This window comes from Agathobaculum hominis (genome assembly GCF_014288055.1).
GTDB lineage: Bacteria > Bacillota > Clostridia > Oscillospirales > Butyricicoccaceae > Agathobaculum > Agathobaculum hominis.
Genome location: NZ_JACOPK010000003.1, coordinates 231909 through 255130 on the forward strand (window position 1 = coordinate 231909; position 23222 = coordinate 255130).

At 61.8% G+C, this 23222-nt stretch carries 20 protein-coding genes; 18 read left to right on the plus strand and 2 right to left on the minus strand.

Features of this window, described 5'->3' with window-relative positions; all coding sequences use genetic code 11:
• The first annotated feature begins 131 nt into the window (after positions 1-131).
• The 18 genes from H8S02_RS04610 (at position 132) to hisE (ending at position 21431) form a co-directional block, all read left to right on the plus strand.
• Positions 132-929 (plus strand): YlmH family RNA-binding protein, encoded by a 798-nt coding sequence (locus tag H8S02_RS04610; RefSeq protein ID WP_186969504.1) that lies wholly within the window; start codon positions 132-134, stop codon positions 927-929.
• A gap of 127 nt (positions 930-1056) precedes the next feature.
• The gene (locus H8S02_RS04615) at positions 1057-3138 is read left to right on the plus strand and encodes an S-layer homology domain-containing protein (RefSeq protein WP_186969506.1); all 2082 of its coding nucleotides are present in this window, start codon (positions 1057-1059) and stop codon (positions 3136-3138) included.
• A gap of 119 nt (positions 3139-3257) precedes the next feature.
• Positions 3258-3980: a UMP kinase gene (gene pyrH, locus H8S02_RS04620; protein ID WP_118686226.1), complete on the plus strand. Its 723-nt coding sequence runs from the start codon at positions 3258-3260 to the stop codon at positions 3978-3980.
• Complete coding sequence (gene frr, locus H8S02_RS04625; protein WP_186969507.1) at positions 3981-4535, plus strand: ribosome recycling factor; 555 nt, start codon at positions 3981-3983, stop codon at positions 4533-4535.
• A 388-nt stretch (positions 4536-4923) separates the two neighbouring features.
• The gene (locus H8S02_RS04630; protein ID WP_186969508.1) at positions 4924-5673 is read left to right on the plus strand and encodes an isoprenyl transferase; all 750 of its coding nucleotides are present in this window, start codon (positions 4924-4926) and stop codon (positions 5671-5673) included.
• A gap of 49 nt (positions 5674-5722) precedes the next feature.
• On the plus strand, positions 5723-6541 hold the full coding sequence (locus tag H8S02_RS04635) for a phosphatidate cytidylyltransferase (RefSeq protein ID WP_186969509.1): 819 nt from the start codon (positions 5723-5725) through the stop codon (positions 6539-6541).
• A 49-nt stretch (positions 6542-6590) separates the two neighbouring features.
• Positions 6591-7724: a 1-deoxy-D-xylulose-5-phosphate reductoisomerase gene (locus tag H8S02_RS04640; RefSeq protein ID WP_186969510.1), complete on the plus strand. Its 1134-nt coding sequence runs from the start codon at positions 6591-6593 to the stop codon at positions 7722-7724.
• A 27-nt stretch (positions 7725-7751) separates the two neighbouring features.
• On the plus strand, positions 7752-8798 hold the full coding sequence (rseP, locus tag H8S02_RS04645) for an RIP metalloprotease RseP (RefSeq protein ID WP_186969511.1): 1047 nt from the start codon (positions 7752-7754) through the stop codon (positions 8796-8798).
• Positions 8799-8856: 58 nt separating this feature from the next.
• Entirely contained in the window at positions 8857-9918 is a 1062-nt protein-coding gene (gene ispG / locus H8S02_RS04650; RefSeq protein WP_186969576.1) for a flavodoxin-dependent (E)-4-hydroxy-3-methylbut-2-enyl-diphosphate synthase, read from the plus strand.
• 3 nt (positions 9919-9921) lie between these two features.
• Positions 9922-14298: a PolC-type DNA polymerase III gene (locus H8S02_RS04655; RefSeq protein ID WP_330601927.1), complete on the plus strand. Its 4377-nt coding sequence runs from the start codon at positions 9922-9924 to the stop codon at positions 14296-14298.
• An 804-nt stretch (positions 14299-15102) separates the two neighbouring features.
• Entirely contained in the window at positions 15103-16737 is a 1635-nt protein-coding gene (gene hisZ, locus H8S02_RS04660; RefSeq protein WP_186969512.1) for an ATP phosphoribosyltransferase regulatory subunit, read from the plus strand.
• Positions 16738-16764: 27 nt separating this feature from the next.
• Positions 16765-18057, plus strand: a complete 1293-nt coding sequence (gene hisD, locus H8S02_RS04665) for a histidinol dehydrogenase (RefSeq protein ID WP_118686217.1) — start codon at positions 16765-16767, stop codon at positions 18055-18057.
• Positions 18054-18629, plus strand: a complete 576-nt coding sequence (gene hisB / locus H8S02_RS04670; RefSeq protein WP_118686216.1) for an imidazoleglycerol-phosphate dehydratase HisB — start codon at positions 18054-18056, stop codon at positions 18627-18629. Before hisD ends, hisB begins: the two co-directional genes overlap by 4 nt.
• A 27-nt stretch (positions 18630-18656) precedes the next feature.
• Complete coding sequence (gene hisH, locus H8S02_RS04675; protein ID WP_118686215.1) at positions 18657-19274, plus strand: imidazole glycerol phosphate synthase subunit HisH; 618 nt, start codon at positions 18657-18659, stop codon at positions 19272-19274.
• The gene (gene hisA / locus H8S02_RS04680) at positions 19271-19984 is read left to right on the plus strand and encodes a 1-(5-phosphoribosyl)-5-[(5-phosphoribosylamino)methylideneamino]imidazole-4-carboxamide isomerase (RefSeq protein ID WP_118686214.1); all 714 of its coding nucleotides are present in this window, start codon (positions 19271-19273) and stop codon (positions 19982-19984) included. Before hisH ends, hisA begins: the two co-directional genes overlap by 4 nt.
• Complete coding sequence (hisF, locus tag H8S02_RS04685) at positions 19984-20748, plus strand: imidazole glycerol phosphate synthase subunit HisF (RefSeq protein WP_118686213.1); 765 nt, start codon at positions 19984-19986, stop codon at positions 20746-20748. Before hisA ends, hisF begins: the two co-directional genes overlap by 1 nt.
• 14 nt (positions 20749-20762) lie before the next feature.
• On the plus strand, positions 20763-21092 hold the full coding sequence (gene hisI, locus H8S02_RS04690; protein ID WP_118686212.1) for a phosphoribosyl-AMP cyclohydrolase: 330 nt from the start codon (positions 20763-20765) through the stop codon (positions 21090-21092).
• Between the two features lie 15 nt (positions 21093-21107).
• Positions 21108-21431: a phosphoribosyl-ATP diphosphatase gene (hisE, locus tag H8S02_RS04695; RefSeq protein WP_186969513.1), complete on the plus strand. Its 324-nt coding sequence runs from the start codon at positions 21108-21110 to the stop codon at positions 21429-21431.
• 52 nt (positions 21432-21483) lie between these two features.
• Here hisE and H8S02_RS04700 read toward each other — a convergent pair whose 3' ends face one another.
• Positions 21484-22725 (minus strand): CapA family protein, encoded by a 1242-nt coding sequence (locus H8S02_RS04700; protein ID WP_186969514.1) that lies wholly within the window; start codon positions 22723-22725, stop codon positions 21484-21486.
• Positions 22722-23216, minus strand: coding sequence for a pyridoxamine 5'-phosphate oxidase family protein (locus H8S02_RS04705; protein ID WP_186969516.1), 495 nt, complete (start codon positions 23214-23216; stop codon positions 22722-22724). Before H8S02_RS04705 ends, H8S02_RS04700 begins: the two co-directional genes overlap by 4 nt.
• Positions 23217-23222 lie beyond the last annotated feature (6 nt).

Consider the following 23222-nt stretch of genomic DNA (forward strand, 5'->3'; position numbering starts at 1 on the left):
ATTCATAATTTCCGGGGGCGTGTACCTCGGAAATTATACAAGGGAAGAAAAAATGTGCCTGAAAGGCGCGGTTTTTCTTCAGTTTCGCTCGAAAGCGTGGTTTCGAGCGAGGATCAAAGGAGAATACCGTTTTGAAGACCAAGCATGAAATACTGACCGCGCTCGCGCACAGCGGCGAGGAAAAGATCCTGCTCGCAAGCCTGCTCGACAAGGAGCAGACCTGCGAAACGCGCGGCTACGCGACCAGCACCCGCTTTCTCAGCATGAGCGAGCGGGCGCTCTGCACCGAGGCGGTGCATCAGGCCGGGGCGACCGGCCACGCGCTGTTCTGGGGCGGCTACGAGGACGCCGAGCGCGGCATTTACCTGTTTTACCCGGATTACATGGACGAGGAGAGCGCAAGGCTGTCCGCGCCGCTCGCGCTGCTGCGCGCGCACAAGAGTCGCAGCGACACGCTGACCCACCGGGACTATCTCGGTGCGCTGATGGGACTTCAGATCGACCGCAGCGTCGTTGGCGATATTCTCGTGCACGACGAGGGCGCGGACATCATCGTTCTGGAGGACGTAGCGGAGTTCATCCTGATGAATTTCGGCAAGGCGGGCCGCAAGAACCTTTCGCTGACGCGCGAGGAGCTGTCCGATCTCCGGCAGGCCGTGACCGAGGAGAAGCGCGGCACCGGCTCGGTCGCCTCGCCCCGTCTCGACAGCATCGCCTCCCTCATTTTCGGTCTGCCGCGAAAGGACGCGCAGGCGCGCATCGAAAAGGGACTCGTGTTCGTCAACAACGCGCCCTGCCTCAAGCCGGAGCGCCAGATCGCCGAGGGCGACCGCATCACGGTGCGCGGACTGGGGCGCGCGAGGGTCGAGAGCTTCGGCGGGACCAGCCGGAAGGGCAGAATATTTTTGGATTTTGTTCGGAACATGTAATTTGGTTCGAAATATGTAAAAAACCGCCTGTTGCCAAGCGATTACCCCTATGGTATACTGGATATAACAGAAACAAACCATACCCGTTCCGCGCATGGTCTGCGGATTTTCAAAAGAGGTGTTTGTGATGAGAAAACGACTGCTCGCCGCTCTGCTGAGCGCCGTCCTGCTGCTGACCCTTGTGCCGGCGGCCTTCGCGGCGTCCGATCTGGACGGCCACTGGGCGAAAAAATATATCGACTATCTTGCGGATGAGGACATCATCAACCCCTCCGCGACGACCGGCAAATACCAGCCGGATACAAAGGTGACCCGTGCCGAGTTCATGCGCTACATCAACCGCGCGTTCCACTTCACGGAAACGGCCTCCATCAGCTACACCGACGTGCCGAAGAGCGCGTGGTACTATGAGACCGTGTGCATCGCACAGAAATACGGCTACATCAACGGCGTGGGCGGCGGCAGAATGGACCCGACCGGCACCGTGACGCGCGAGCAGGCCGCGACCATCATCGGCCGCCTGTACAAGGCCGACCCGGGCAATGTGTCCCCGTCGAGCCTCGACTTCAAGGACAAGGCGAAGATCTCGAGCTGGTCGGCCGGCTACATCAGAGCGGCGGTCGACAAGGGCTTCCTTGCCGGCTACAGCGACGGCACCTTCCGTCCGACCCGCGAGGTAACGCGCGGCGAGGTCGCGAAGATCATCTATTATTACCTCGGGACCTCGCTTTCGAGAGCCGGAAAGGCCTATACGGGCGCCGACCTGCGCGGGGATACGACGAACGCTACCATTTCGGAGAGCTGTACGCTGTCCGATGCGACGATCGAGGGCGATCTGTTCATCACGGAGGGCCTCGGTACGGACGCGGTAACGCTGAGCAACGTGACGGTCGAAGGAACCATCATCATTTCGGGCGGCACGGTAACAATGACAAATACGACGAGCGACCACATCATCGTGTCCTCGGCGATGGGGCGCCTGCTGCAGACCACTGCGACAGGCGCGTCGCGCTTTTCGGAGGCCGAGGTCCGCACGGCGGCGGTGCTGTACGAAAAGGTGCTGACCGACGGCTATGACGGCTTCGAGAACGTAACGGTCTGCGGCGGGAACAAGGTCTCGCTGACGGTCGACGCAGATCTGCTGAAGCTGACCGTGAACGCCCCGGCGACCGTCACGACGACGGCGGCGGCGAAGGTGTATCATCTCCGGGCGAACAGGGCCGCGACCGTCACCGGCTACGGCTCGGTGTATCAGGCGGATGTCCGCACGGACGGCGTCAGCTTTACGAAGGACGTAGTGCTCGGCGGCTATACGCTCGCGAGCGGCGTTTCGGTCTCGGTGGCGGGCGAGAACAGGACTTCGTCGAGTACGGCGGCGGTCTCGCCCTCGAGCGTCATCCTTGACCTCGGAGACGAGGAGTCGCTTGCGGACGGCGTGGAGTTTTCGCTTCCGTCCGGCGTCACGGCGGAAAAGCTGCTGCTGGACAGCAGCGAGCTGACCGGCACGGCCTTCGAAACCACGAGCCGCGGCCTCCGCGTGAAGGCGGACACGCTGAAGACGCTCTCGACCGGCAGCCATACGCTGACGTTCCGCCTGTCGGACGGGCAGACCGCGACCGTCATGGTCTCGGCGACGCGAGAGACGGCGGCGCAGCCGGTGCAGACGGCCGCGTTCGACCGCTATTACCGCAGCACGAATTTCAGGGATATTTCGGTCAAACTCGAGGGCGTGAACGCGAAGAGCGACATCGCAAAGGTCGTTCTGGGTCTGACGCCGCTCTCGTATGAGTTCGACGAGGCCTCGCGCACGCTGACCCTGCGCCGCGCCGCGCTTGCGCAGCTCCCGAGCGGCACCTATACCGTGACCGTCGAGACGCAGAGCGGCGGCAGCGTGCAGGCGGTCGACCTGACGGTCAGCGACACGACCCAGGCAGGCGTCAATGCGCTCACGGCAGCCTATCGGAGCGCGTCTCCGGCGGCGGTGCGCTTTGCGGTGCCCATGCAGGGCAGGAGCGTGCGCAGCATCACGGTCGCGCAGGACGGCCGCGCGTATACGCTGAACGCCGGCACGGATTACTTCGCCGCCTCGGACGGCATTTCGCTCGCGGCGAATGTGCTCGGGCGGTACGGGATCTCGGGCGCGTGCACGGTCTACACGGCGGCGCTCTCGGACAATTCCATCTGGCTGCTCGCGGCGGACTGCATCTGAAAGAGGCGGGAAGGGCGCGGTCTTTGCGCCGCTCCGCTTCCGGCAGAGAAATGTCCTTGCATTTTATACGGTTTTCGAGTAAACTATAATTTAGGAAAATAGCATGAGGAGTGTGGAGCATGGAAGCACAGAAATATAAGCGCGTACTGATCAAGATCAGCGGCGAGGCCCTTGCGGGCGACAAGCATTTCGGTCTGAACTTTGATGTGATCGGCCCGGTCTGCGACGTGATCAAGAAATGCAGCGAGGAGGGCTGTGAGATCGGCATCGTTGTCGGCGGCGGCAACTTCTGGCGCGGCGTCAAGGACGGCGGCGGCAAGATGGAGCGCACGCGCGCAGACCATATGGGTATGCTCGCGACCACTATCAACGCCCTGGCCCTTCAGGATGCGCTGGAGCAGCGCGGCGTGGACGTTCGCGTACAGACAGCTATCGAGATGAACAAGATCGCAGAGCCGTACATCCGCTCTCGTGCGACCCGTCATCTGGAAAAGGGCCGCGTCGTCATCTTCGGCTGCGGCACCGGCTGCCCGTTCTTCTCGACCGACACCGCAGCGGTGCTGCGTGCGGCTGAGATCGGTGCGGACGTTATCCTGCTGGCGAAGAATGTTGACGGCGTTTACGATTCCGACCCGGCAGTCAATCCGGACGCGAAGAAGTACGACCAGCTGTCCTACATGGACGTTTTGAACCAGGGTCTCGGCGTTATGGATTCGACCGCGACCTCGCTGTCGATGGACAACCATATTCCGATTCTTGTATTCGCGCTTTCCGACCCCGAAAATATTCACCGTGCCGTAAACGGCGAAAAGATCGGCACGCTCGTAGAGGAGGCAAAATAAATGAAAGAACAGCTCAAGGCCCACGAGGCAAAAATGCAGAAGACGCTCGATGTACTCGCGAAGGAGCTTGCAGCGGTCCGCGCAGGCCGTGCAAACCCGGCAGTGCTCGACAAGATCACCGTAGAGTATTACGGCGCACCGACTCCGCTCAACCAGGTCGCGGCGATCTCGACCCCTGATCCGCGCACGCTGGCAGTCCAGCCGTGGGACGGCTCGGTGCTCAAGGCGATCGAGAAGGCGATTCAGGTCTCCGATCTGGGCATCAATCCGCAGAACGACGGCAAGCAGATCCGCCTGTCCTTCCCGCCGCTGACCGAGGAGCGCCGCAAGGAGCTCATCAAGGGCGCGTCTAAGACCGGCGAGGAAGCAAAGGTTGCTCTGCGCAACATCCGCCGCGACGCGATGGACAAGTTCAAGTCCGCGCAGAAGAAGAGCGAGATCACCGAGGATGAGCTGCACGAGGGCGAAGACAAGCTGCAGAAGCTGACCGACAAGTACGTCAAGGAAGTTGACGCGATGGTCGCTAAGAAGTCCAAGGAGCTTGCAGAAGTTTAATTTCTGCAAGCTTATAGGGGGCTTCACAAGCCCCCTATATCTGAACACCGGTTCCGGGGAAACCGGCGTTCAGTACCCGAACGACGCCGCCCAAGGCGGCTGGGTCGGGGTAGCAAAACCCACGCGCATGTCGCGGGTTTTGCTGCGGCGCGAGCGCCGCTGTTGAATGCCGCCGCGGAGCGGCGGTCGCCTGCGGACGGGACCGAGATGCTCGTCATTCTTAATGAATGACTGCATCTGAGGTTGCAGTTTGCAAGCAAACTGGGATTTTATGCGCTGCTTTGCAGCGCGTGCAAGAGTGCATCGGGGGCGGCGGTATTCGTCGCCCTTTTGCATGAAGTGAGGCGGATTTTCACCGCAAGAGGGACAAAAACGGGGAGGAAACAGGTTGGGACTGTTTACACGAAAAAAGAAAGAGAACGTGCAGGAAAACCGTCCGGTTCCGCAGCATATCGCGGTCATCATGGACGGCAACGGCCGGTGGGCGAAAAAGCGCGGTCTGCCGCGCAAGGCAGGCCACAAGGTCGGCGCGGAGACCTTCCGCACGATTGCGACCTACTGCAAGGACATCGGCGTGAAGTATTTTACCGTCTATGCGTTCTCTACCGAAAACTGGAAGCGGCCGCAGGACGAAGTCGACGCGCTGATGAACCTGTTCCGCGCCTATCTGAAGGAGGCGGCGGAGACCATGTTCGAGCGCGGCGTTGCAGTGCGCGTTCTGGGTGATTTGAGCGTGCTGCCGGAGGATATCCGCGCACAGATCGCAGAGGTGGACGAGATCGCAGACCGACTCGGCCCGGATGCCGCGACCGCGTCGCTCTGCATCAACTACGGCGGCCGCGACGAGATCAAGAACGCCGTCCGCGCGATCGCGCAGCAGGTGAAAAACGGCGAAATTCAGCCGGAGGACATCACGGAGGAAACCATCGGCGCGCACCTTTACACGGCGCATATGCCCGACCCTGACCTCATCATCCGTCCCTCGGGCGAGATCCGCACATCGAACTTCCTTCTGTGGCAGTCGGCGTACTCCGAATATTATTTCACCGATGTGCTGTGGCCGGACTTCAAAACGAGCGATCTGGACGCGGCAATCGACAATTTCAACAGCAGAAACCGCCGTTTCGGCGGCGTATAACGCGCGGAAAACCGTTTTCCGCATAGATAACCAAAACGGGTGATAGAATATGAAAGCAAGAGTGTTATTCGGCGTGTTCGGCTTTATTTTTGTGCTGCTCGCGCTGTATGTATTTCCGCCCATCGTTCTGGAGGCGGTCGTCGCGGCGCTGTGCGTCATCGCGACCTGTGAGGTGCTCGGCTCGACGAAGCTCGTGCACAACCGGCTCGAGCTGCTGCTCGCGATGCTCGTGTCGCTCGGTCTCGCGGTCGGTCATTTTACCGTGCTGCCGCTCGACCTGACCGACGTGATGCAGGGTCTTGTTCTCGTCATGCTCGTCGGCTCGTTCGCCATCGAGCTGAAATTCCACGACAGCATGAAGGTGTCGCAGGTGGCGTGGGGCTTTTTCGGCGCGCTGCTCGTGCCGTACCTGCTGCTCAGCCTGCTGCGCATTTTCCAGATGAACTACCATCACGGCCCGTTCATCGTTCTGCTGCCGCTGCTCGCGGCGTGGGGCGCGGATACCTGCGCTCTGTTCGCCGGCATGTTTTTCGGCAGACATAAGCTCGCGCCGGTCGTCAGTCCGAAAAAGACGGTCGAGGGCGCGGTCGGCGGTGTGATCGGCGGCGCGGTGCTCGTTCTGATCGCGGCGCTCATCATGAACAGCACGCTGAAGCTCGGTCTGCCGCTGTGGGCGGCGGTCGTGCTCGGCGCTGTGGGCGCGGTGCTGGGCGAGATCGGTGACCTGTCCTTTTCGATCATCAAGCGCCAGACCGGCATCAAGGACTACGGCCATATTTTCCCGGGTCACGGCGGCGTGCTCGACCGCTTCGACAGCGTGATCTTTGTCGCGCCGTTCGCGGAATTCCTGTTCCGCATCGTATTCTGACAGAGCAATCCAACTATCGCTGCATTCCGCAGTTTCAGGAGCATAGATTATGAAAAAAATAGCGATTTTAGGTTCTACGGGTTCGATCGGCACGCAGACGGTCGATATTCTGCCTTCGATCGAGGCTGAAGTCGTCGCGCTGACGACCAACCGCCGCATAGGCTTACTGGAGGAGCAGGCGCGCGCCCTGCATCCGAAAATGGTGTGCGCGTTCGACGAAAACGCGGCGAAAGAGCTTCGCGTGAAGCTCGCGGACACGGACATCGAGGTGCTGACCGGCATGGACGGTCTGATCGCCTGCGCCTCGGAAAGCGGCGCGGACATCGTTGTGACCGCCGTTGTAGGCATGGTCGGCCTGCTGCCGACGCTCGCCGCCATCAACGCCGGAAAGGACATCGCGCTCGCGAACAAGGAAACGCTCGTGTGCGCGGGCGGCATCGTCATGGAGGCGGCGCGAAAAAAGGGCGTGCGCATCCTGCCGGTCGACTCCGAGCACTCGGCGATCTTTCAGTGTGTGCAGGCCGCGAACGGAAACCCGGTCTCGAAGATCCTGCTCACGGCTTCTGGCGGCCCGTTCTTCGGGAAAAAGTTCGAGGAAATGCGCGGCATGACGCGCGAGCAGGCGCTTGCGCACCCGAACTGGTCGATGGGCGCGAAGATCACCATCGACTCCGCGACCATGATGAACAAGGGACTGGAGCTGATCGAGGCGATGTGGCTGTATGACCTGCCGCCCGAGGACATCGAGATCGTCGTACATCGCGAGAGCATCGTGCACTCGGCCGTGGAATTTGCGGACGGCGCGGTCATCGCGCAGCTCGGCCTGCCGGATATGCGCCTGCCCATTCAGCTCGCGCTGACCTGGCCGGAGCGCGTGCCGTGCAAAGTGCCGCGCATGTCGCTCGCAGAGGTCGCGAAGCTCACATTCTTCGCGCCGGATTACGAGGCGTTCCCGGCGCTGAATCTCGCAAAGCAGGCCGCCGCCCTCAAGGGCGACCGCGGCGCGGTGCTCAACGGTGCAAATGAAGCGGCTGTCGGACTGTTCCTCGACGGAAGGATCGGCTTTACCGAGATCGCGGAGCGCGTTTCGCACGCACTGGACAGCATCCCGTACAGGAAGGACATCACGCTCGACGACGTGCTCGCCGCCGACAGAGCCGCACGCGAGCTCGTTCTGGGCTGAGACGGCTGACCCGGAAAGGAGACAGCTTTGCAGGTACTTTCAATCATTTTGGCCATTCTGGCCTTCGGCGTGCTGGTCATCGTGCATGAATTCGGCCATTTTATCACCGCCAAGCGCGGCGGCGTGCAGGTCAATGAATTCTGGATCGGCATGGGCCCGACCATTCTCAAGCACGAATATCATGGCACGATGTACTGCCTGAAGCTGCTGCCGGTCGGCGGCGCGTGCGTCATGGAGGGCGAGGACGGCGAAAGCGAGAGCGAGCACGCCTTCGGCAGGGCGCGCCTCCGCCGCCGCATCCTCATCGTCGCAGCAGGCGCGCTGATGAATTTTCTCATCGGCTTTGTCATCCTGCTGTTCGCGGTACAGGCGCCGACCGATAACGGCTTTATCACCACGACCGTTGCGAGCATCAGCGAGGGCAGCTCGGTGCTCGAGGGCGGCCTGCAGGAGGGCGACACGATCATCAGCATCGACGGCTTCCGACTGCTCGTGCGCAGCGATCTGAACGTCGCGATGGGCATGAGCAGCTCGACGACGCACAGCGTCAAGGTGCGCCGCGGCGGCGAGACGGTCGAACTGCCGTCTGTGCCGTTCGAGGCGCGCATCGACGACGGCGAGGGCGGAAAGCTGATCGGCCTCACCTTCGGCGCGACGCCGGACACCGTGGTTTCGCGCGTGCAGTATGCGGCGCTGACCGCGCTCGATGACGCGCGTCTCGTGTGGGTCAGCCTCGGTCAGCTGCTCGGCGGCAGGGTCGGCGTGAACGACCTGGCCGGACCGGTCGGCGTGGCCTCGACCATGGCTGTGACCGCACGGGTGAACATCCGGGCGTTTTTGCAGCTCGTGGCGTTCATCTCCATCAATCTCGGCGTGATGAACCTGCTGCCGCTCCCGGCGCTCGACGGCGGCCGCCTGGTGTTCCTCATCATTGAGGGCATCCGGCGCAAGCCCGTGCCGCCGAAGTACGAGGGCCTTGTGCACGCGGCCGGTCTCATGCTGCTGCTCATGCTCATGGTCTACGTCACGGGACACGACATCCTGCGCCTGCTGACAGGCAGAATGATGCAGTAAAATCAACACAGGGGGTGCAGGAAACCATCCTGCGCCCCGTGTTCGCTTCAAAAGAGGGATAGATATGAAACTGACAAAACAGATTAACATCGGCGGCGTTCCGGTCGGCGGCGGCGCGCCCATCGCCATCCAGTCCATGACGAACACGGACACGCGCGACGCGAAAGCGACGCTCGCACAGATTCGTGCGCTCGCGGAGGCAGGCTGCGACATCGTAAGATGCGCGGTGCCGGACAAAACGGCGGCGGAGGCGCTGCGCGAGATCTGCGCAGGCTCGCCCATTCCGGTCGTGGCGGATATCCATTTTGACTACCGTCTGGCGCTTGCCGCCATTGAGGCGGGTGTGGACAAGATTCGCCTGAACCCCGGCAACATCGGCGGCGCGGACCGCGTACAGGCGGTCGTGAAGGCCGCAAAGGAGCGCCATCTCCCCATCCGCATCGGCGTCAACTCCGGCTCGGTCGAAAAGCACATCCTCGAGAAGTTCGGCGGCCCGACCCCGGAAGCCATGGTCGAGAGCGCGCTGTATCACGTAAAGCTGCTGAACGACTGCGATTTTGATGACATCTGCATCTCGATCAAGTCTTCGTCCGTGCCGAACACCATGCAGGCGTATCTGCTCGCGAGCGAGCGGACGAGCTATCCGCTGCACCTCGGCGTGACCGAGGCCGGCACGGAGTACATGGGCACGATCAAGTCGGCAGCCGGCATCGGCGGCCTGCTCGCGCTCGGCGTGGGCGACACCATCCGCGTGTCGCTGACCGACGACCCGGTCAAGGAGGTCCACGCCGCGAAGGCGATCCTGCGCGCTGTCGGACGCGCGGAGGAGGGCATCAACGTCGTTTCCTGCCCGACCTGCGGCCGCACGCGCATCGACCTGATCGGCATCGCGAAGGAGGTCGAGCGCCGCTGTGCCGAGATCCGCGGCAAAAAGCTGAAGATCGCGGTCATGGGCTGCGTTGTCAACGGCCCGGGCGAGGCGCGCGAGGCCGACCTCGGCATCGCAGGCGGCGACGGCGAGGGCCTGATCTTCCGCCGCGGCGAAATCCTCCGCAAGGTGCCGCAGGAACGGCTTGTGGACGAGCTTATGGATGAAATCGCACATTTCGAAGGAGAATAATCGGTGGCTGCCAAGCTGATAGAGGTTTTTAACAACTGCAAATGTGTCGGAGAGGAGCAGCATCTTGCCGCAGGCGAGGTGCGCTCTCTCGCATTCGGAGACAACCGCTCGGTCATGGTCATCGAGCTGGGTCTGCATGAGGTCGTAAAGCGCGACACACTCGCGAAGGCCGAAAAGCAGCTTGCGAGCGCCTACGGCCTCGACCGCGTGTGCATCGAGCCGCGCTACGAGCTGCCGGGCGAGCTGCCGGGCGAGTATATCCGCTCGCTGTACGACGATATGGCGGCGCGGATGCCGTCGGCGCGCGGCCTGCTGCACGCGGAGAACTGGGAGTATGCGGACGGTGCGCTGCATATCCCGATGGACACCATCTGCGAAAAGCATTTCGAGACCGCGCTGCGCCATCTTGAAGCGCGTATCCGCCGCGAGACCGGGCGGAGCTGCCCGGTCCATGCAGTGCCGCTCGAGCAGACGGACGGCGCGCCGATGCAGGAGAATGAGCAGGAACGCGCGGAACTTTTACACAAGGCTGTGGAAAAAGCCGCAAGCGAAGCGCAGAGCGAGCCAAAGTCGAAAAAGCCTGCCCGTCAGACCCGCTCAGAGGGCCCGGCATACCAGCGCCCGAAGACCGAGAAGGTCCGCGAGGACGATCTCGTGTTCGGAAAGCTCATTCAGGACCCCATCGTCTCGGTCAACGAGGCCGTTTCGGCCTACGACATGGTCACCATTCAGGGCGAGGTGTTCTTCACCGAGCACAAGGATATCCACAGCAAAAAGACCGGCAAGGACTATGTGAAGATCGCGTTCGACATCACCGACCGCACGAATTCCGTGCGCGTCTCCAAGTTCCTTGCGGCGGACAAGGCCGGCGACACGGCCTCGCTCATCAAAAAGGGTCTGTACTGCACCGTGCAGGGCAAAATGGTGTTCGACACCTACGCTCGCGAAATGGTGCTCGAGCCGACCGGCATCGTCAAGGCGAAAAAGCCGGAGCGAAAGGACACCTATGACGGCATGAAGCGTGTCGAGCTGCACCTGCATACCAATATGTCCGCGATGGACGGCATGAGCTCGACCGCCTCGCTGCTGTGCCGCGCGGCAAAGTGGGGCCACCGCGCCATGGCCATCACCGACCACGGCGTCGCGCAGGCCTTTCCCGAGGCGCTCCACGCGCAGGAGGGCAAGCAGAAGGACATCATCGGGGACATGAAGATCATTTACGGCATCGAAGCGTACTACGTCAACGACGCGGACAGCCTGTCGGTCGTGCGCGGCAGGAGCACCGAGCCGCTCACCGGCACGTTCATCGTGTTCGACCTCGAGACGACCGGTCTCAACCCGGCGAACGAAGAGATCACCGAAATTGCCGCGGTGCGCATGGTCGAGGGCGAGATCCGCGACTCGTTCCAGACCTACGTCAATCCGCACAAGCCCATCCCGGCCGAGATCACCGAGCTGACCGGCATTTCGGATGAGACCGTTGCAGACGCGCCCGACCTCGACGAAGCCGTACCGAAATTCCTCGCGTGGGCGGGGGAGGGGCAGTATCCTCTCGTCGCGCACAACGCAGGCTTCGATATGGGCTTTCTGCGGACAGCGTGCAAACGGCTTGGCATCGAGCGGGAGTTCACCAGCATCGACACGCTCGAAATGAGCCGCCTCATGCTGCCGCATCTGCATAAATTCAAGCTGAACATCCTCGCCAAGGAGCTTCAGGTCGGCCCGTTCGAGCATCACCGCGCCAGCGAGGATGCCGCGGTGCTCGGCCGCATTTTCGTCAAGCTGCTCGCGCGGCTCAAGGACGAGATGCACGCGGTCACGACGGCGGACATCAATCCGGTGCTCGCAGCGACGACCGACCGCAAAAACAAGCTGAAAAACCTGCCGCGCTTCCACTTTATCATTCTGGTCAAAAATCAGGCCGGTCTGCGCAACCTGTATCAGCTCATTTCCAAGAGCTTTCTCGAATACTACAACAAGCGCCCCATCATGCCGCGCAGCGAGCTCATCCGTCACCGCGAGGGGCTGATCTTCGGCTCGGCGTGCGAGGCGGGCGAGGTATTCCGCGCGCTTACCAAGGGCGCGGAGTGGGACGAGATCAAGCGGCTGGCCGAGTTCTATGACTACCTCGAGATCCAGCCGATCGGCAACAATAAATTCATGCTTGCCAAGGGGCTCGCGAAGGACGAGGAGCAGCTGCGCGACTGGAACCGCGACATCCTGCGCCTCGCAGACGAGTTGGGCAAGCCGTGCTGCGCGACCGGCGACGTTCACTTCCTCGAGCCCGAGGACGAGGCCTTCCGCCGCATCCTCATGGCCGGTCAGGGCTTTTCGGACGCCGACAATCAGGCGCCGCTCTACCTCAAGACCACGGACGAAATGCTGAAGGAATTCTCCTATCTCGGCGAGGACCGTGCGTATGAGGTCGTAGTAAAGAACACCAACATGATCGCGGACATGTGCGACGTCATCCGTCCGGTTCCGCGCGAGAACTATCCGCCGCACATCGACGGCTGCGAGGACGATCTGCGCAATATGTGCTACGACAAGGCAAAGCGCATCTACGGCGACCCTCTGCCCGAGCAGGTGCAGGCGCGCCTTGACCGCGAGCTGAACTCCATCATCGGCAACGGCTACGCCGTCATGTACATCATCGCGCAGAAGCTCGTTACCAAGTCGCTCGCAGACGGCTATCTGGTCGGCTCGCGCGGCTCGGTCGGCTCGTCGCTCGCGGCGTTCATGTCGGATATCACCGAGGTTAATTCGCTCGCGCCGCACTATCTCTGTCCGGACGACAAGTACATCGAATGGCACGAGGATTACTCATGCGGCGTCGACCTGCCGGACAAGATCTGTCCGAAATGCGGCAAACCGCTCACCAAGCAGGGCTTTAACATTCCGTTCGAGACCTTCCTCGGCTTCGAGGGCGACAAGGTGCCGGATATCGACCTGAACTTCGCCGGCGAATATCAGTCGCGCATCCACTGGTACACGGGCGAGATCTTCGGCCACGACCATGTGTTCCGAGCGGGAACGATCGGTACGGTCGCGGAAAAGACCGCCTACGGCTACGTCAAGAAATACATGGACGAGCGCGGTATCGAGTGCTCGCGCGCCGAAGAGAACCGCCTCGCCGCAGGCTGCACCGGCGTGCGCCGTACCTCGGGTCAGCATCCGGGCGGCGTTGTTGTCGTGCCGAAGGAGATCGAGATCTACGATGTCTGTCCGGTACAGCATCCGGCGGATGACCCGGATTCCGATATCATTACCACCCATTTCGAGTACCACTCCATCGACGCAAACCTGCTGAAGCTCGACGAGCTCGGTCACGATGACCCGACCATGATCAAGCACCTCGAGAACCTCACCGGCATCAACGCGCAGGAGATCCCGCTTGATGACCCGGAGACGATGAGCCTATTCCACTCGTGCAAGGCGCTGCGCTACAAGGGCGAAAACCCGGACACCGACCCCATCCTGGGCGACCTCGGCTGCGTAGCGGTGCCCGAGTTCGGCACCAAGTTCGTCCGCGGCATGGTCAAGGAGACCCATCCGTCCACGTTCGCGGAGCTTGTCTCGATCTCCGGTCTGTCCCACGGTACGGATGTATGGCTCGGCAACGCGGCCGAGCTCGTGCGCAAGGGCATTCCGCTGTCCGGCTGCATCTGCTGCCGAGACGACATCATGAACTATCTTATTTTACAGGGCGTCAAGCCCAAGCTGTCGTTCAAGACGATGGAGTCCGTGCGAAAGGGCAAGGGTCTGACCGAGGAGATGGAGACCGCCATGAACGAGCAGCACGTTCCGGAATGGTACATCGATTCCTGCAAGAAGATCAAGTATATGTTCCCGAAGGCGCACGCGGTCGCTTATGTCATGATGGCGTTCCGCATTGCCTGGTTCAAGGTACATAAGCCGCTCGCGTTCTATTCGGCGTACTTTTCGGTCCGCGCGAAGGGTTTTGATGCGTCCTGCATGGTCAAGGGCGACAAGGTGTGTCTGGATAAGATGGCGGAGCTCAAGCAGAAGGACCGCGACAAGACCATTTCCGCCGCTGAGAAGGATATGATGACGACGCTCGAGGTCTGTCACGAATTTTACCGCCGCGGCTTCACGTTTGAGCCGATGGATGTGTATACCTCGGACGCGACGCGGTTTCTGGTCACGGAAAACGGACTTATTCCGCCCTTTACGTCCATGCCGGGCATCGGCGAGCAGGCAGCGCTCAGCATTGTGGAGGAGCGAAAGAACGGAAGGTTCCTTTCGGCGGAAGAGATGATCATCCGCTGCCCGAAGGCGTCGAAGGCGGTGGTCGAGCTGCTCGATCAGATCGGCGCGCTCGGTTCGATGCCGAAAACGACGCAGATGAGTCTTTTCTAAAAAAATTTTTAACGTCAGCAGACGGTATGCCTTCCGCCGATACAGCGGTGCGCCGGTGGAGGCGAGAATAGCTGCCGATGGGCAGGCTGGGCATTGCCGCCGCCCGGCGGCGGGGGATTGCCGGTGTTCACCGGCGGGAACAAGAGGGGGATAAGACACCGAATGGTTTCTTATCCCCCTCTTGACTCCCCCTCATCTTCCTTTGGACGCGACTCCCTTCGGTCGCGCGTCTAAAAGCGAGGGGCCCACAGGGGCGTCTGGTGCTTCAAGATACAGCACTTGATGGAAGCGGAGCTTTTCGCAGCGCAAATCAAGCGCCCTGCACCGTCTGGCCGTGCACTGACAGCGCTGCAAATCACGCAAAGTGAATTCAGGGCCTAACAGCGTCCCAAAACCTGCCCGACGCACGGAACCGAGCCCCCGTAACCCCCGTTTCGCCGCGCGACCAAAGGGAGTCGCGGCGCAAAGGAGGGGTGGGGGAGTCAAGAGGGGGCAAGGGAACCATACGGTGCCCTTCCCCCTTTTGCCCCAGCCGGTGGGCACCGGCATCTCCGCCGCCAGACGGCGGCACTCCCCGGCCGCCGAAGGCGGCCACTGACCACGCCATGTCATGGCGAACATCCCCCGTCCCGGGAGGGCGTAAATCTCGCCTCCAGCGGCGAGCCGCTGTATCGGCGGAGGTTTACCGTCAGCAGACGGTAAAAAGGGGAGGGCGCTCCGCGCCTGTGGAAAAAAGGGTTGACAGACCCTTGCTGGGTATGGTATGATTTCATCATGATAAAGCGATAAAGGAGCAGCGGAGCAATGAACCGTTTTCGTATTTCTACCCCCGAGGGCACCCGGGATCTTCTGTTTTCCTCCTGCCGCGCACTGCGGCAGACCGAGAACGCGGTGCGCGATGCGCTGGAGGAGCGCGGGTACAGCGAGATCATCACCCCGGCAGTTGAATATTATGATGTTTTTGCGCAGGCAAACCCCGAGCTCGACCAGGATCAGATGCTCAAGATCATCGACAAGTCCGGCCGGATCTGCGTGGCGCGTCCGGACAACACCACCCCCATCGCGCGTATCGCGGCGACCCGTCTGGATGACGCGGCTCTGCCGGTCCGCCTGTATTACAGTCAGAAGGTGTTTCGTTCGGTCTCCGGCGACCACGGCCACAAGGGCGAGTTCCTGCAGGTCGGCGCGGAGCTGATCGGCGCGGACGGTCTCGCGGCTGACAAGGACATCCTCTCCGCTGCCTTCGCGGCGCTGAGCAGGACCGGCGCGGACAACTTCCGCATCGAGCTCGGCCACGCGGAGATCTACAAGGCCCTCATCGAGGAGCTGGGTGCGGATGCGGCCTCCTCCGAGGCGATCCGCCGCCTGATCGAAAACAAGTCGTTCGCGGCGCTCGGCGACGCGCTCCAGCCGTTCGGCAGCAGACCGGCAGCAAAGGCGCTCAGCGCCATGCCGCAGCTGTTCGGCGGCATCGAGGTGCTCGACGAGGTCGAGACGCTGACCGGCAACGTGCGCGTTCTGGGCGCGATCGCCTATCTGCGCCGCCTGTATCAGGCGCTCGACGAGGCCGGCTACGGCGACCGCATCATGATCGACCTCGGTCTGGTGCACGAGATGGATTACTACACCGGCATTATGTTCCGCGGCTACATCGGCGGCGCAGGCGCTGCCATTCTCGCAGGCGGCCGCTACAACGCGCTGTGCGCGAAGTTCGGCAGGGATCTCCCGGCGGGCGGCTTCGGCATCGACGTGGAGAGCGTCGCGGAGAGCCTTCAGGGCGCGAGCCGCCCCGAGGTCGCAACGCGCCGCGATACGGTCCGCATCGCGCTGACCAAGGGCCGTCTGGAAAAGAAAACGCTCGCGCTGCTCAAGGACGCAGGCTACGATATTTCCGAGCTTGAGGCTGGAACGCGCAAGCTGATCTTCACCCTGCCGGACAGCGGCGTGGAGATCGTCCTGTCCAAGGCCGCCGACGTCATCACCTACGTCGAGCATGGCGTGTGCGATATGGGCGTCGTCGGCAAGGACACCATCATGGAAAAGGGCGGCAGCTTCTACGAAATGGTAGATCTCGGCTTCGGCAGGTGCCGTTTCGCCCTCGCCACCAAGAAGGGAAAGGACGTTTACGGCGGCTACAAGACCCCGGTCATCGCGACCAAGTACCCGGCCGTCACCAAGGCGTTCTTCAACAGGAAGAACATGGACGTCGAGACCATCAAGATCGAAGGCTCGGTCGAGCTTGCACCGCTGCTCGAGCTTGCGGACGCGATCGTCGACATTGTCGAAACCGGCACTACCCTCAAGGAAAACGGCCTTGAGGTCATCGAGGACGTCGCGCCCATCTCGGCCCGCGTGATCGTCAACCTTGCAAGCGCAAAGATGAAAAAGACAGCCATCCAGAAGGTCATTGCCGAGCTGGAAAAAGGGTTGGAGAAATAATTTCCGATTGGAACGGAGTGAAAATAGATGTTTCTGAAAACGGTTCTCGCGGACGGCACGGCGGAACAGACCGTCATCCGCGAGATGAAAGCGCGTGCGGCAGGTGCGCGCGGCGATATTGAGCAGATCGTGCGCGGCGTGATGGCCGACGTACAGGAGCGCGGCTGGGACGCGGTCGTAGAGTATGCGGAAAAGTTCGACGGCAAGGCGCCGTATATCGTCGAGCCGTCCGTTCTGGACGCGGCGTATGATGCGTGCGATCCGAAGCTGATCTCCGCGCTCGAAAAGGCGGCGGCGAACATCCGCGACTATCACGAGCAGATGCTCGTCAAGAGCTGGGAGTGGAAGCGCTCGGCAGGCGAGACCCTCGGTCAGACCGTGCGCGGTCTGGCGCGCGTCGGCATTTATGTGCCGGGCGGTACGGCGGCGTATCCCTCGAGCGTACTCATGAACGCTATCCCGGCCAAGGTCGCAGGCGTGGGCGAACTCATCATGGTGACGCCCCCGACGGAAAACATGTCGAATGAGGTGCTCGCGGCGGCGAAGATCGCAGGTGTGGACAAGGTCATCGCCATCGGCGGCACACAGGCCATCGCAGCGCTGACCTACGGCGCAGGCTTCATCCCGCAGGTCGACAAGATCGTCGGCCCGGGCAACGCCTTTGTTGCGGCGGCGAAAAAGCTCGCGTTCGGCACGGTCGACATCGACATGATCGCAGGCCCGTCCGAGGTCCTGGTCATCGCGGATCACACCGCAAATCCGACCTATGTCGCGGCCGACCTGCTCAGCCAGGCCGAGCACGACAGGCTGGCCTCTGCCGTCCTGCTGACCGACTCCATGGCGCAGGCGCAGGCCATCTCGTGTGAAATGGAGCGACAGGCGAAGCTGCTGCCGCGTTGGGACATCATCAAGGAGAGCGTTGCGAACTACGGCTGCGCGATCGTGTTCGACGAGCTCACGGACGCCTGCAAAATGGCGGACGTCGTCGCGCCCGAGCATCTGGAGGTCGTGACGGCCGAGCCGCGTGAGCTGCTGCCGTATCTGCATAACGCAGGCGCGATCTTCCTCGGCCAGTACGCGCCTGAGCCGCTCGGCGACTACATGGCAGGCCCCTGCCACGTTCTGCCGACCTCGGGCACGGCGCGGTTCTTCTCTCCGCTCTCGACCGACACCTTCCTGAAGAAAACGAGCGTCATCGAGTACACGCGCGATGCGCTGGAGGGATATGCACAGGACATCATTGCGCTCGCGCAGAGCGAGCATCTGGACGCGCACGCGAACTCCATCGCGGTGCGCTTTGCGGAGGAGCCGAAGAAATGAGAACTGCTGAGATCAAACGCAAGACAAAGGAGACCGACATCGAGCTCAGACTGACGCTCGAGGGCGGCGAGCGCAGAATCGATACCGGCATCGGCTTTTTCGACCATATGCTGAACAGCTTTGCGGTGCATTCCGGCTTCGGCCTCACGCTCACCTGCAAGGGCGACCTCGAGGTGGACGGCCATCATTCGGTCGAGGACTGCGGCATCGCGCTCGGACAGGCGCTTTCGCTGTGCCTCGGCGACAAGGCGGGCATCGCGCGCTTCGGACAGGCGTTCGTGCCGATGGATGAGGCGCTCGGCTTCTGTGCGCTCGATATTTCCGGCCGTCCGTACCTTGTGTTCGATGCACCCATGCCGCAGCCGATGTGCGGCCAGTACGACACCTGTCTGACGGTCGAGTTCATGCGTGCGCTCGCGGTCAACGCCGGTCTGACGCTTCATCTGAAGAGCGAGTACGGCGAAAACGCGCACCACATCACCGAAGCGCTGTTCAAGGCGCTCGCCCGTGCGCTCAAACAGGCCGTGACCGTCACCGGCGGCGGCGTGCTGAGCGCGAAGGGCGTTCTATAAGCTTTGCGGTTTTCGAAAGGTCAAAAAATGGGTTATATTGCAATCGTAGATTACGGCGCAGGCAATCTGATGAGCGTGCACAACACGCTGGATTTCCTGGGTTATGAAAATAAGGTCGCCTCGACGAGCGAGGTCATCGAAAATGCCGCGGGCGTGATCCTGCCGGGCGTGGGCGCGTTCCCGGATGCGATGGCGGCGCTGACCGGGTCCGGACTGACGGACGCGGTGCTGAAGGCGGCAGAGACAAAGCCCTTCCTCGGCATCTGCCTCGGTATGCAGATGCTGTTCGAGGAGTCGGACGAGGTGCGTCCCTGCAGGGGTCTGGGTCTGCTGCCCGGCCGCATCGAGCGCATCGAGACCGCGCTCAAGCTGCCGCAGATCGGCTGGAATGCACTGGATATCCTGCGCCCGAACGCCATGACCGAGGGTCTGGAAAACGGCAGCTATGTGTATTTCGTGCACAGCTTCATGGCGAAGCCGTCGGACGAAAACGACCTTGCCGCCGTGACGGACTACGGTACGCGCGTTCCGGCCATGGTGGCAAGGGGAAACCTGTTCGGCTGCCAGTTTCACCCGGAAAAGAGCGGTGAAGTGGGGCTTCAGATGCTCCGAAACTTTGCAAAACTGACGGAGGTGGGAAAATGAAGGTAATTCCTGCAATCGATTTGAAGGACGGACAGTGCGTGCGCCTGCAGAAGGGCGACTACGGCACGGCACATAAGGTAGCGGAAAATGCGGTCGAGACCGCGCGCCGTTTCCTCGAGGCAGGCGCGTCGCTCATCCACATGGTCGATCTCGACGCGGCGAAGGACGGCTCGCACGCCAATTACGGCGTGGTCGAGCAGGTCATCCGCGAGACCGGCGCGACGGTCGAGCTCGGCGGCGGCATCCGCTCGATGCAGGACGTCGAGACGGTGCTCGCGCTCGGCGTTTCGCGCGTCATCATCGGCTCGGCGGCAGTCCGCCACCCGGAATTTGTCGCGGAGGCGGTCAAAAAGTACGGCGACAAGATCGTTGTCGGCATTGATGCCAAGAGCGAGACTGTCCGCACGGACGGCTGGCTGGACGACAGCGGCGAAAATTACATCGCGTTCGCTGAGCGCATGGAGTCCTACGGGGTGAAAAACATCATTTTCACCGACATCGACAAGGACGGCATGCTCGCAGGCCCGAACTTCGACCAGCTCGCGGCGCTTCGCGCGTCGGTCTCCTGCGAGATTATCGCCTCGGGCGGCGTCTCCACGCTCGAGGACATTGCCGCGCTGAAAAAGCTCGGCATCGACGGCGCGATCGCAGGCAAGGCGGTCTATACCGGCACGCTCGACCTCGCGAAGGCGATCAAGGAGGCGGAGTGATGCTGGCAAAACGCATTATCCCCTGTCTGGACGTCAAGGACGGCCGCGTGGTCAAGGGCGTGAATTTCGTCGGTCTGCGCGACGCAGGAGACCCGGTCGAGCTTGCGAAGTTCTATTCGCAGGAGGGTGCGGACGAGATCGTATTTCTCGACATTACCGCGACGAGCGACAACCGCGACACGATCGCGGACGTTGTGCGCCGCACCTGCCGCGAGGTTTTCGTGCCGGTAACGGTCGGCGGCGGCATCCGCACGGTGGACGATTTCCGCGAGATCCTGCGCGCCGGTGCGGATAAGATCTCCATCAACTCCTCGGCGGTCAAAAACCCCGATCTGGTGAACGCAGCGGCGGAAAAGTACGGCAGTCAGTGCGTTGTCGTCGCGATCGACGCGCGCGCAAACGAGCAGATGCCCTCGGGCTTTGAGGTATATGTGGCCGGCGGCCGCACTCCGACCGGAAAGGACGCAGTCGCGTGGGCGAAGGAGGTCTATGAGCGCGGCGCAGGCGAGATCCTGCTCACCTCGATGGACAAGGACGGCACCAAATCCGGCTTTGACCTGCCGCTTACCAAGGCGGTCACGGATGTTGTCGGCATCCCGGTCATCGCCTCGGGCGGCTGCGGCAGCCTCGCGCATTTTTCCGAGGTGTTCGAGCAGACCGGCTGTGATGCCGCGCTCGCCGCGAGCCTGTTCCATTACCGCGAGCTGACGGTAAAAGAGGTCAAGGAGCACCTCAGAGAAAAGAATATTCCGGTTAGACTGTGAACGGAGTGAATAGATTGGATTTAAGCAAGTTTTTCGTGAAAGCGCCGCTCATCCCGGTCGTCTGTCAGGATGAGCGCAGCGGCGAGGTGCTCATGCTCGGCTATGCGAACGAGCAGGCGCTTCAGCTGACGATGGATACCGGCACGGCGTGGTTTTTCTCGCGCTCGCGCCAGAAGCTGTGGAACAAGGGCGAGACCTCGGGCAATTTCATTTTTGTGAAGAAGATCCTGTCCGACTGTGACGATGATACGCTGATCTATGTCGGCACGCCCAAGGGTCCGGTCTGCCACACAGGCCACCGCACCTGCTTTTTCACGACGCTGTGGGAAAAAGACGAGAAGTAAAAAGGAGAGCAGTATATGAATTCGTTTGAGCAAATGGAGGCTGTCATCGCACAGCGCCGCGCAGAGCCGCAGGAGGGCTCGTACACCTGCTACCTGTTCGAGAAGGGCATCGACAAGATCCTCAAGAAGGTAGGCGAGGAGTGCGCGGAGACCATCATCGCCGCCAAGAACGGCGACAAGGAGGAGCTCGTCGGTGAGATCAACGACGTATTCTATCACATGATGGTCATGATGAACGAGTGCGGCGTGACGATGGAGGATGTCTGCAAGGAAATGGACATCCGTGCGCAGAAGATCGGCAACCTCAAGAAGTTCCACGTTTCCGATCACAATACCTGATAAAACGGCAAAAAAAGAGAGCTGACCGGTAAAAGTCAGCTCTTTTTTCGTGTTATACGGCCTTTTCGGCGGGGGATAACTGTAATTCCTCCTCCGCGCCGAAGATGCTGTGCGCGTCCGCAAGACCCTGCCTGAGCGCCGGGAGAACGGCGGCCGGTACGACCGTATGATCTCCGCTCTCGCAGTCTGCGATGCTCCGGTTCAGATCGAGCAGATGGTAGCGTCCGTCGGCCGAGGCGTCCGGATGCAGCATATACATCGGCACATATTCGGCATCGGAGACCGTGACCGCGCCGGTCTCGCCGTCCTTCGTCAGCTCGAGGCTGACCGCGGCGGTGAGATTGGTGTAGCGGTCGTGCTGGTTGGAGATCAGATTGCCGAGACAGTAGCACAGAAAGCCGGTGCGTCCGTCGGGCAGCTCGCGCAGCTCCATCGGCTGCGGCACATGGACATGGCCGCCGAGCACAAGCGTTGCGCCGTTCTCGAACAGAAAATCCGCCAGCTCGCGCTGCTGGGCGGAGGGGGAGGTCGCGTATTCCTGTCCCCAGTGCATAAAGACCGCGATGGCGTCCGCGTCGGTCTGACGGGCGCGAGCAAGGTCGCTTTTCAGCAGCTCATAGTCGATTACGCCGCAGTTTGTCATGTAATCGGTCGTAAAAACATTGACGCAGTACGGATGCTCGCCCTTCGGCAGACCGTTCGTGCCGTAGGTATAGGCGAGGACGGCGAGACGGATGCCGCCGACGTCGATGACCTTCACCGTGTCGCGCTCCTCCTGCGTGCGGTAGGTGCCGACATGGTCGAGTCCGGCCTCGTCGAGCACATCGAGCGTGCGCGTCAGGCCAGAAAACCAGGTGTCCAGACTGTGATTGCTCGCAGTCGAGAGCAGATCAAGGCCGACGCTCTTGAGGTCTCCTGCAAGCTGGTCGGGCGCGCAGAACTGCGGGAATCCTGAGTAGGGAGGGCCGTTGAACGTGGTTTCGATGCAGGCGGCGGCATAGTCGGCGCTTTCGTAATACGGCCGCGCCTCGTCGAACAGGCCGGTGAAGTCATAGCCGTCGTCCGTGCGGCAGGAATTGATGATGGGAATGTGCATGACAAGGTCGCCGGCGACGCACAGCGTGGAGACCGTGTCGGGCACGGCCTCGGGCGGCGCCGGAACGGCGGGCGTCTGTGTCTGCCCGGCGGGCGGAGAGGCGCTCGTGCGGTGCAGGCCGTGCCAGGCGAGCAGGCCGCCGGAAACGGCGAGCGTCAGCACGAGCAGCGCCGAGACCAGCTTTTTGAGCGCACTCATTCCGGTTTGCGGGGGCGCAGGGCCTTGCGCGAGGCCTCGAACGAGTCCGCGCGGACATGGAACACCTCGGCAACGGACAGCGACGCATCGTTATAGGTGAAGCCGCTGCGGCCGGTCTGGTGCTGCATGATGATGTCAAAGCCCTTTCGCTTTTCATCGGGCGTTTTCGCGAACTCCATGCTGCCGTAGCCGACGATGGAGGAGAAGGCGAAGCTGTACCGGCAGGCAATGTCGCCCTCGCCGGTCACGCCCTGCTCGGTGTCGAGTTCAAAGCAGACACGCGGGTCGGCGCGCAGCGCGTCGATCTTCTTGCCCTTGAGGCCGCTGTGGAAATACAGCGTCAGGCTGTCGTCGTCCCACGTATAGCCGAAGTTGAGCGGCACGACATAGGGTGCGCCGTCCGCGATCATCGCCACGCGGCAGGTTTTGCATGCCCGGAGGATGGGTTCGATATTTTCCCGTCCGGTAATTTCTCTGTCTTTTCTGCGCATAATCAG

Coding starts and splice junctions, on each gene's coding strand:
- hisD (WP_118686217.1), top strand. CDS start 16,765: ATGTTTCTGAAAACGGTTCTCGCGGACGGCACGGCGGAACAGACCGTC.
- H8S02_RS04640 (WP_186969510.1), top strand. CDS start 6,591: ATGAAAAAAATAGCGATTTTAGGTTCTACGGGTTCGATCGGCACGCAG.
- pyrH (WP_118686226.1), top strand. CDS start 3,258: ATGGAAGCACAGAAATATAAGCGCGTACTGATCAAGATCAGCGGCGAG.
- hisF (WP_118686213.1), top strand. CDS start 19,984: ATGCTGGCAAAACGCATTATCCCCTGTCTGGACGTCAAGGACGGCCGC.
- H8S02_RS04635 (WP_186969509.1), top strand. CDS start 5,723: ATGAAAGCAAGAGTGTTATTCGGCGTGTTCGGCTTTATTTTTGTGCTG.
- hisA (WP_118686214.1), top strand. CDS start 19,271: ATGAAGGTAATTCCTGCAATCGATTTGAAGGACGGACAGTGCGTGCGC.
- hisE (WP_186969513.1), top strand. CDS start 21,108: ATGAATTCGTTTGAGCAAATGGAGGCTGTCATCGCACAGCGCCGCGCA.
- H8S02_RS04615 (WP_186969506.1), top strand. CDS start 1,057: ATGAGAAAACGACTGCTCGCCGCTCTGCTGAGCGCCGTCCTGCTGCTG.
- H8S02_RS04705 (WP_186969516.1), bottom strand. CDS start 23,216: ATGCGCAGAAAAGACAGAGAAATTACCGGACGGGAAAATATCGAACCC.
- hisB (WP_118686216.1), top strand. CDS start 18,054: ATGAGAACTGCTGAGATCAAACGCAAGACAAAGGAGACCGACATCGAG.
- hisZ (WP_186969512.1), top strand. CDS start 15,103: ATGAACCGTTTTCGTATTTCTACCCCCGAGGGCACCCGGGATCTTCTG.
- hisH (WP_118686215.1), top strand. CDS start 18,657: ATGGGTTATATTGCAATCGTAGATTACGGCGCAGGCAATCTGATGAGC.
- H8S02_RS04700 (WP_186969514.1), bottom strand. CDS start 22,725: ATGAGTGCGCTCAAAAAGCTGGTCTCGGCGCTGCTCGTGCTGACGCTC.
- frr (WP_186969507.1), top strand. CDS start 3,981: ATGAAAGAACAGCTCAAGGCCCACGAGGCAAAAATGCAGAAGACGCTC.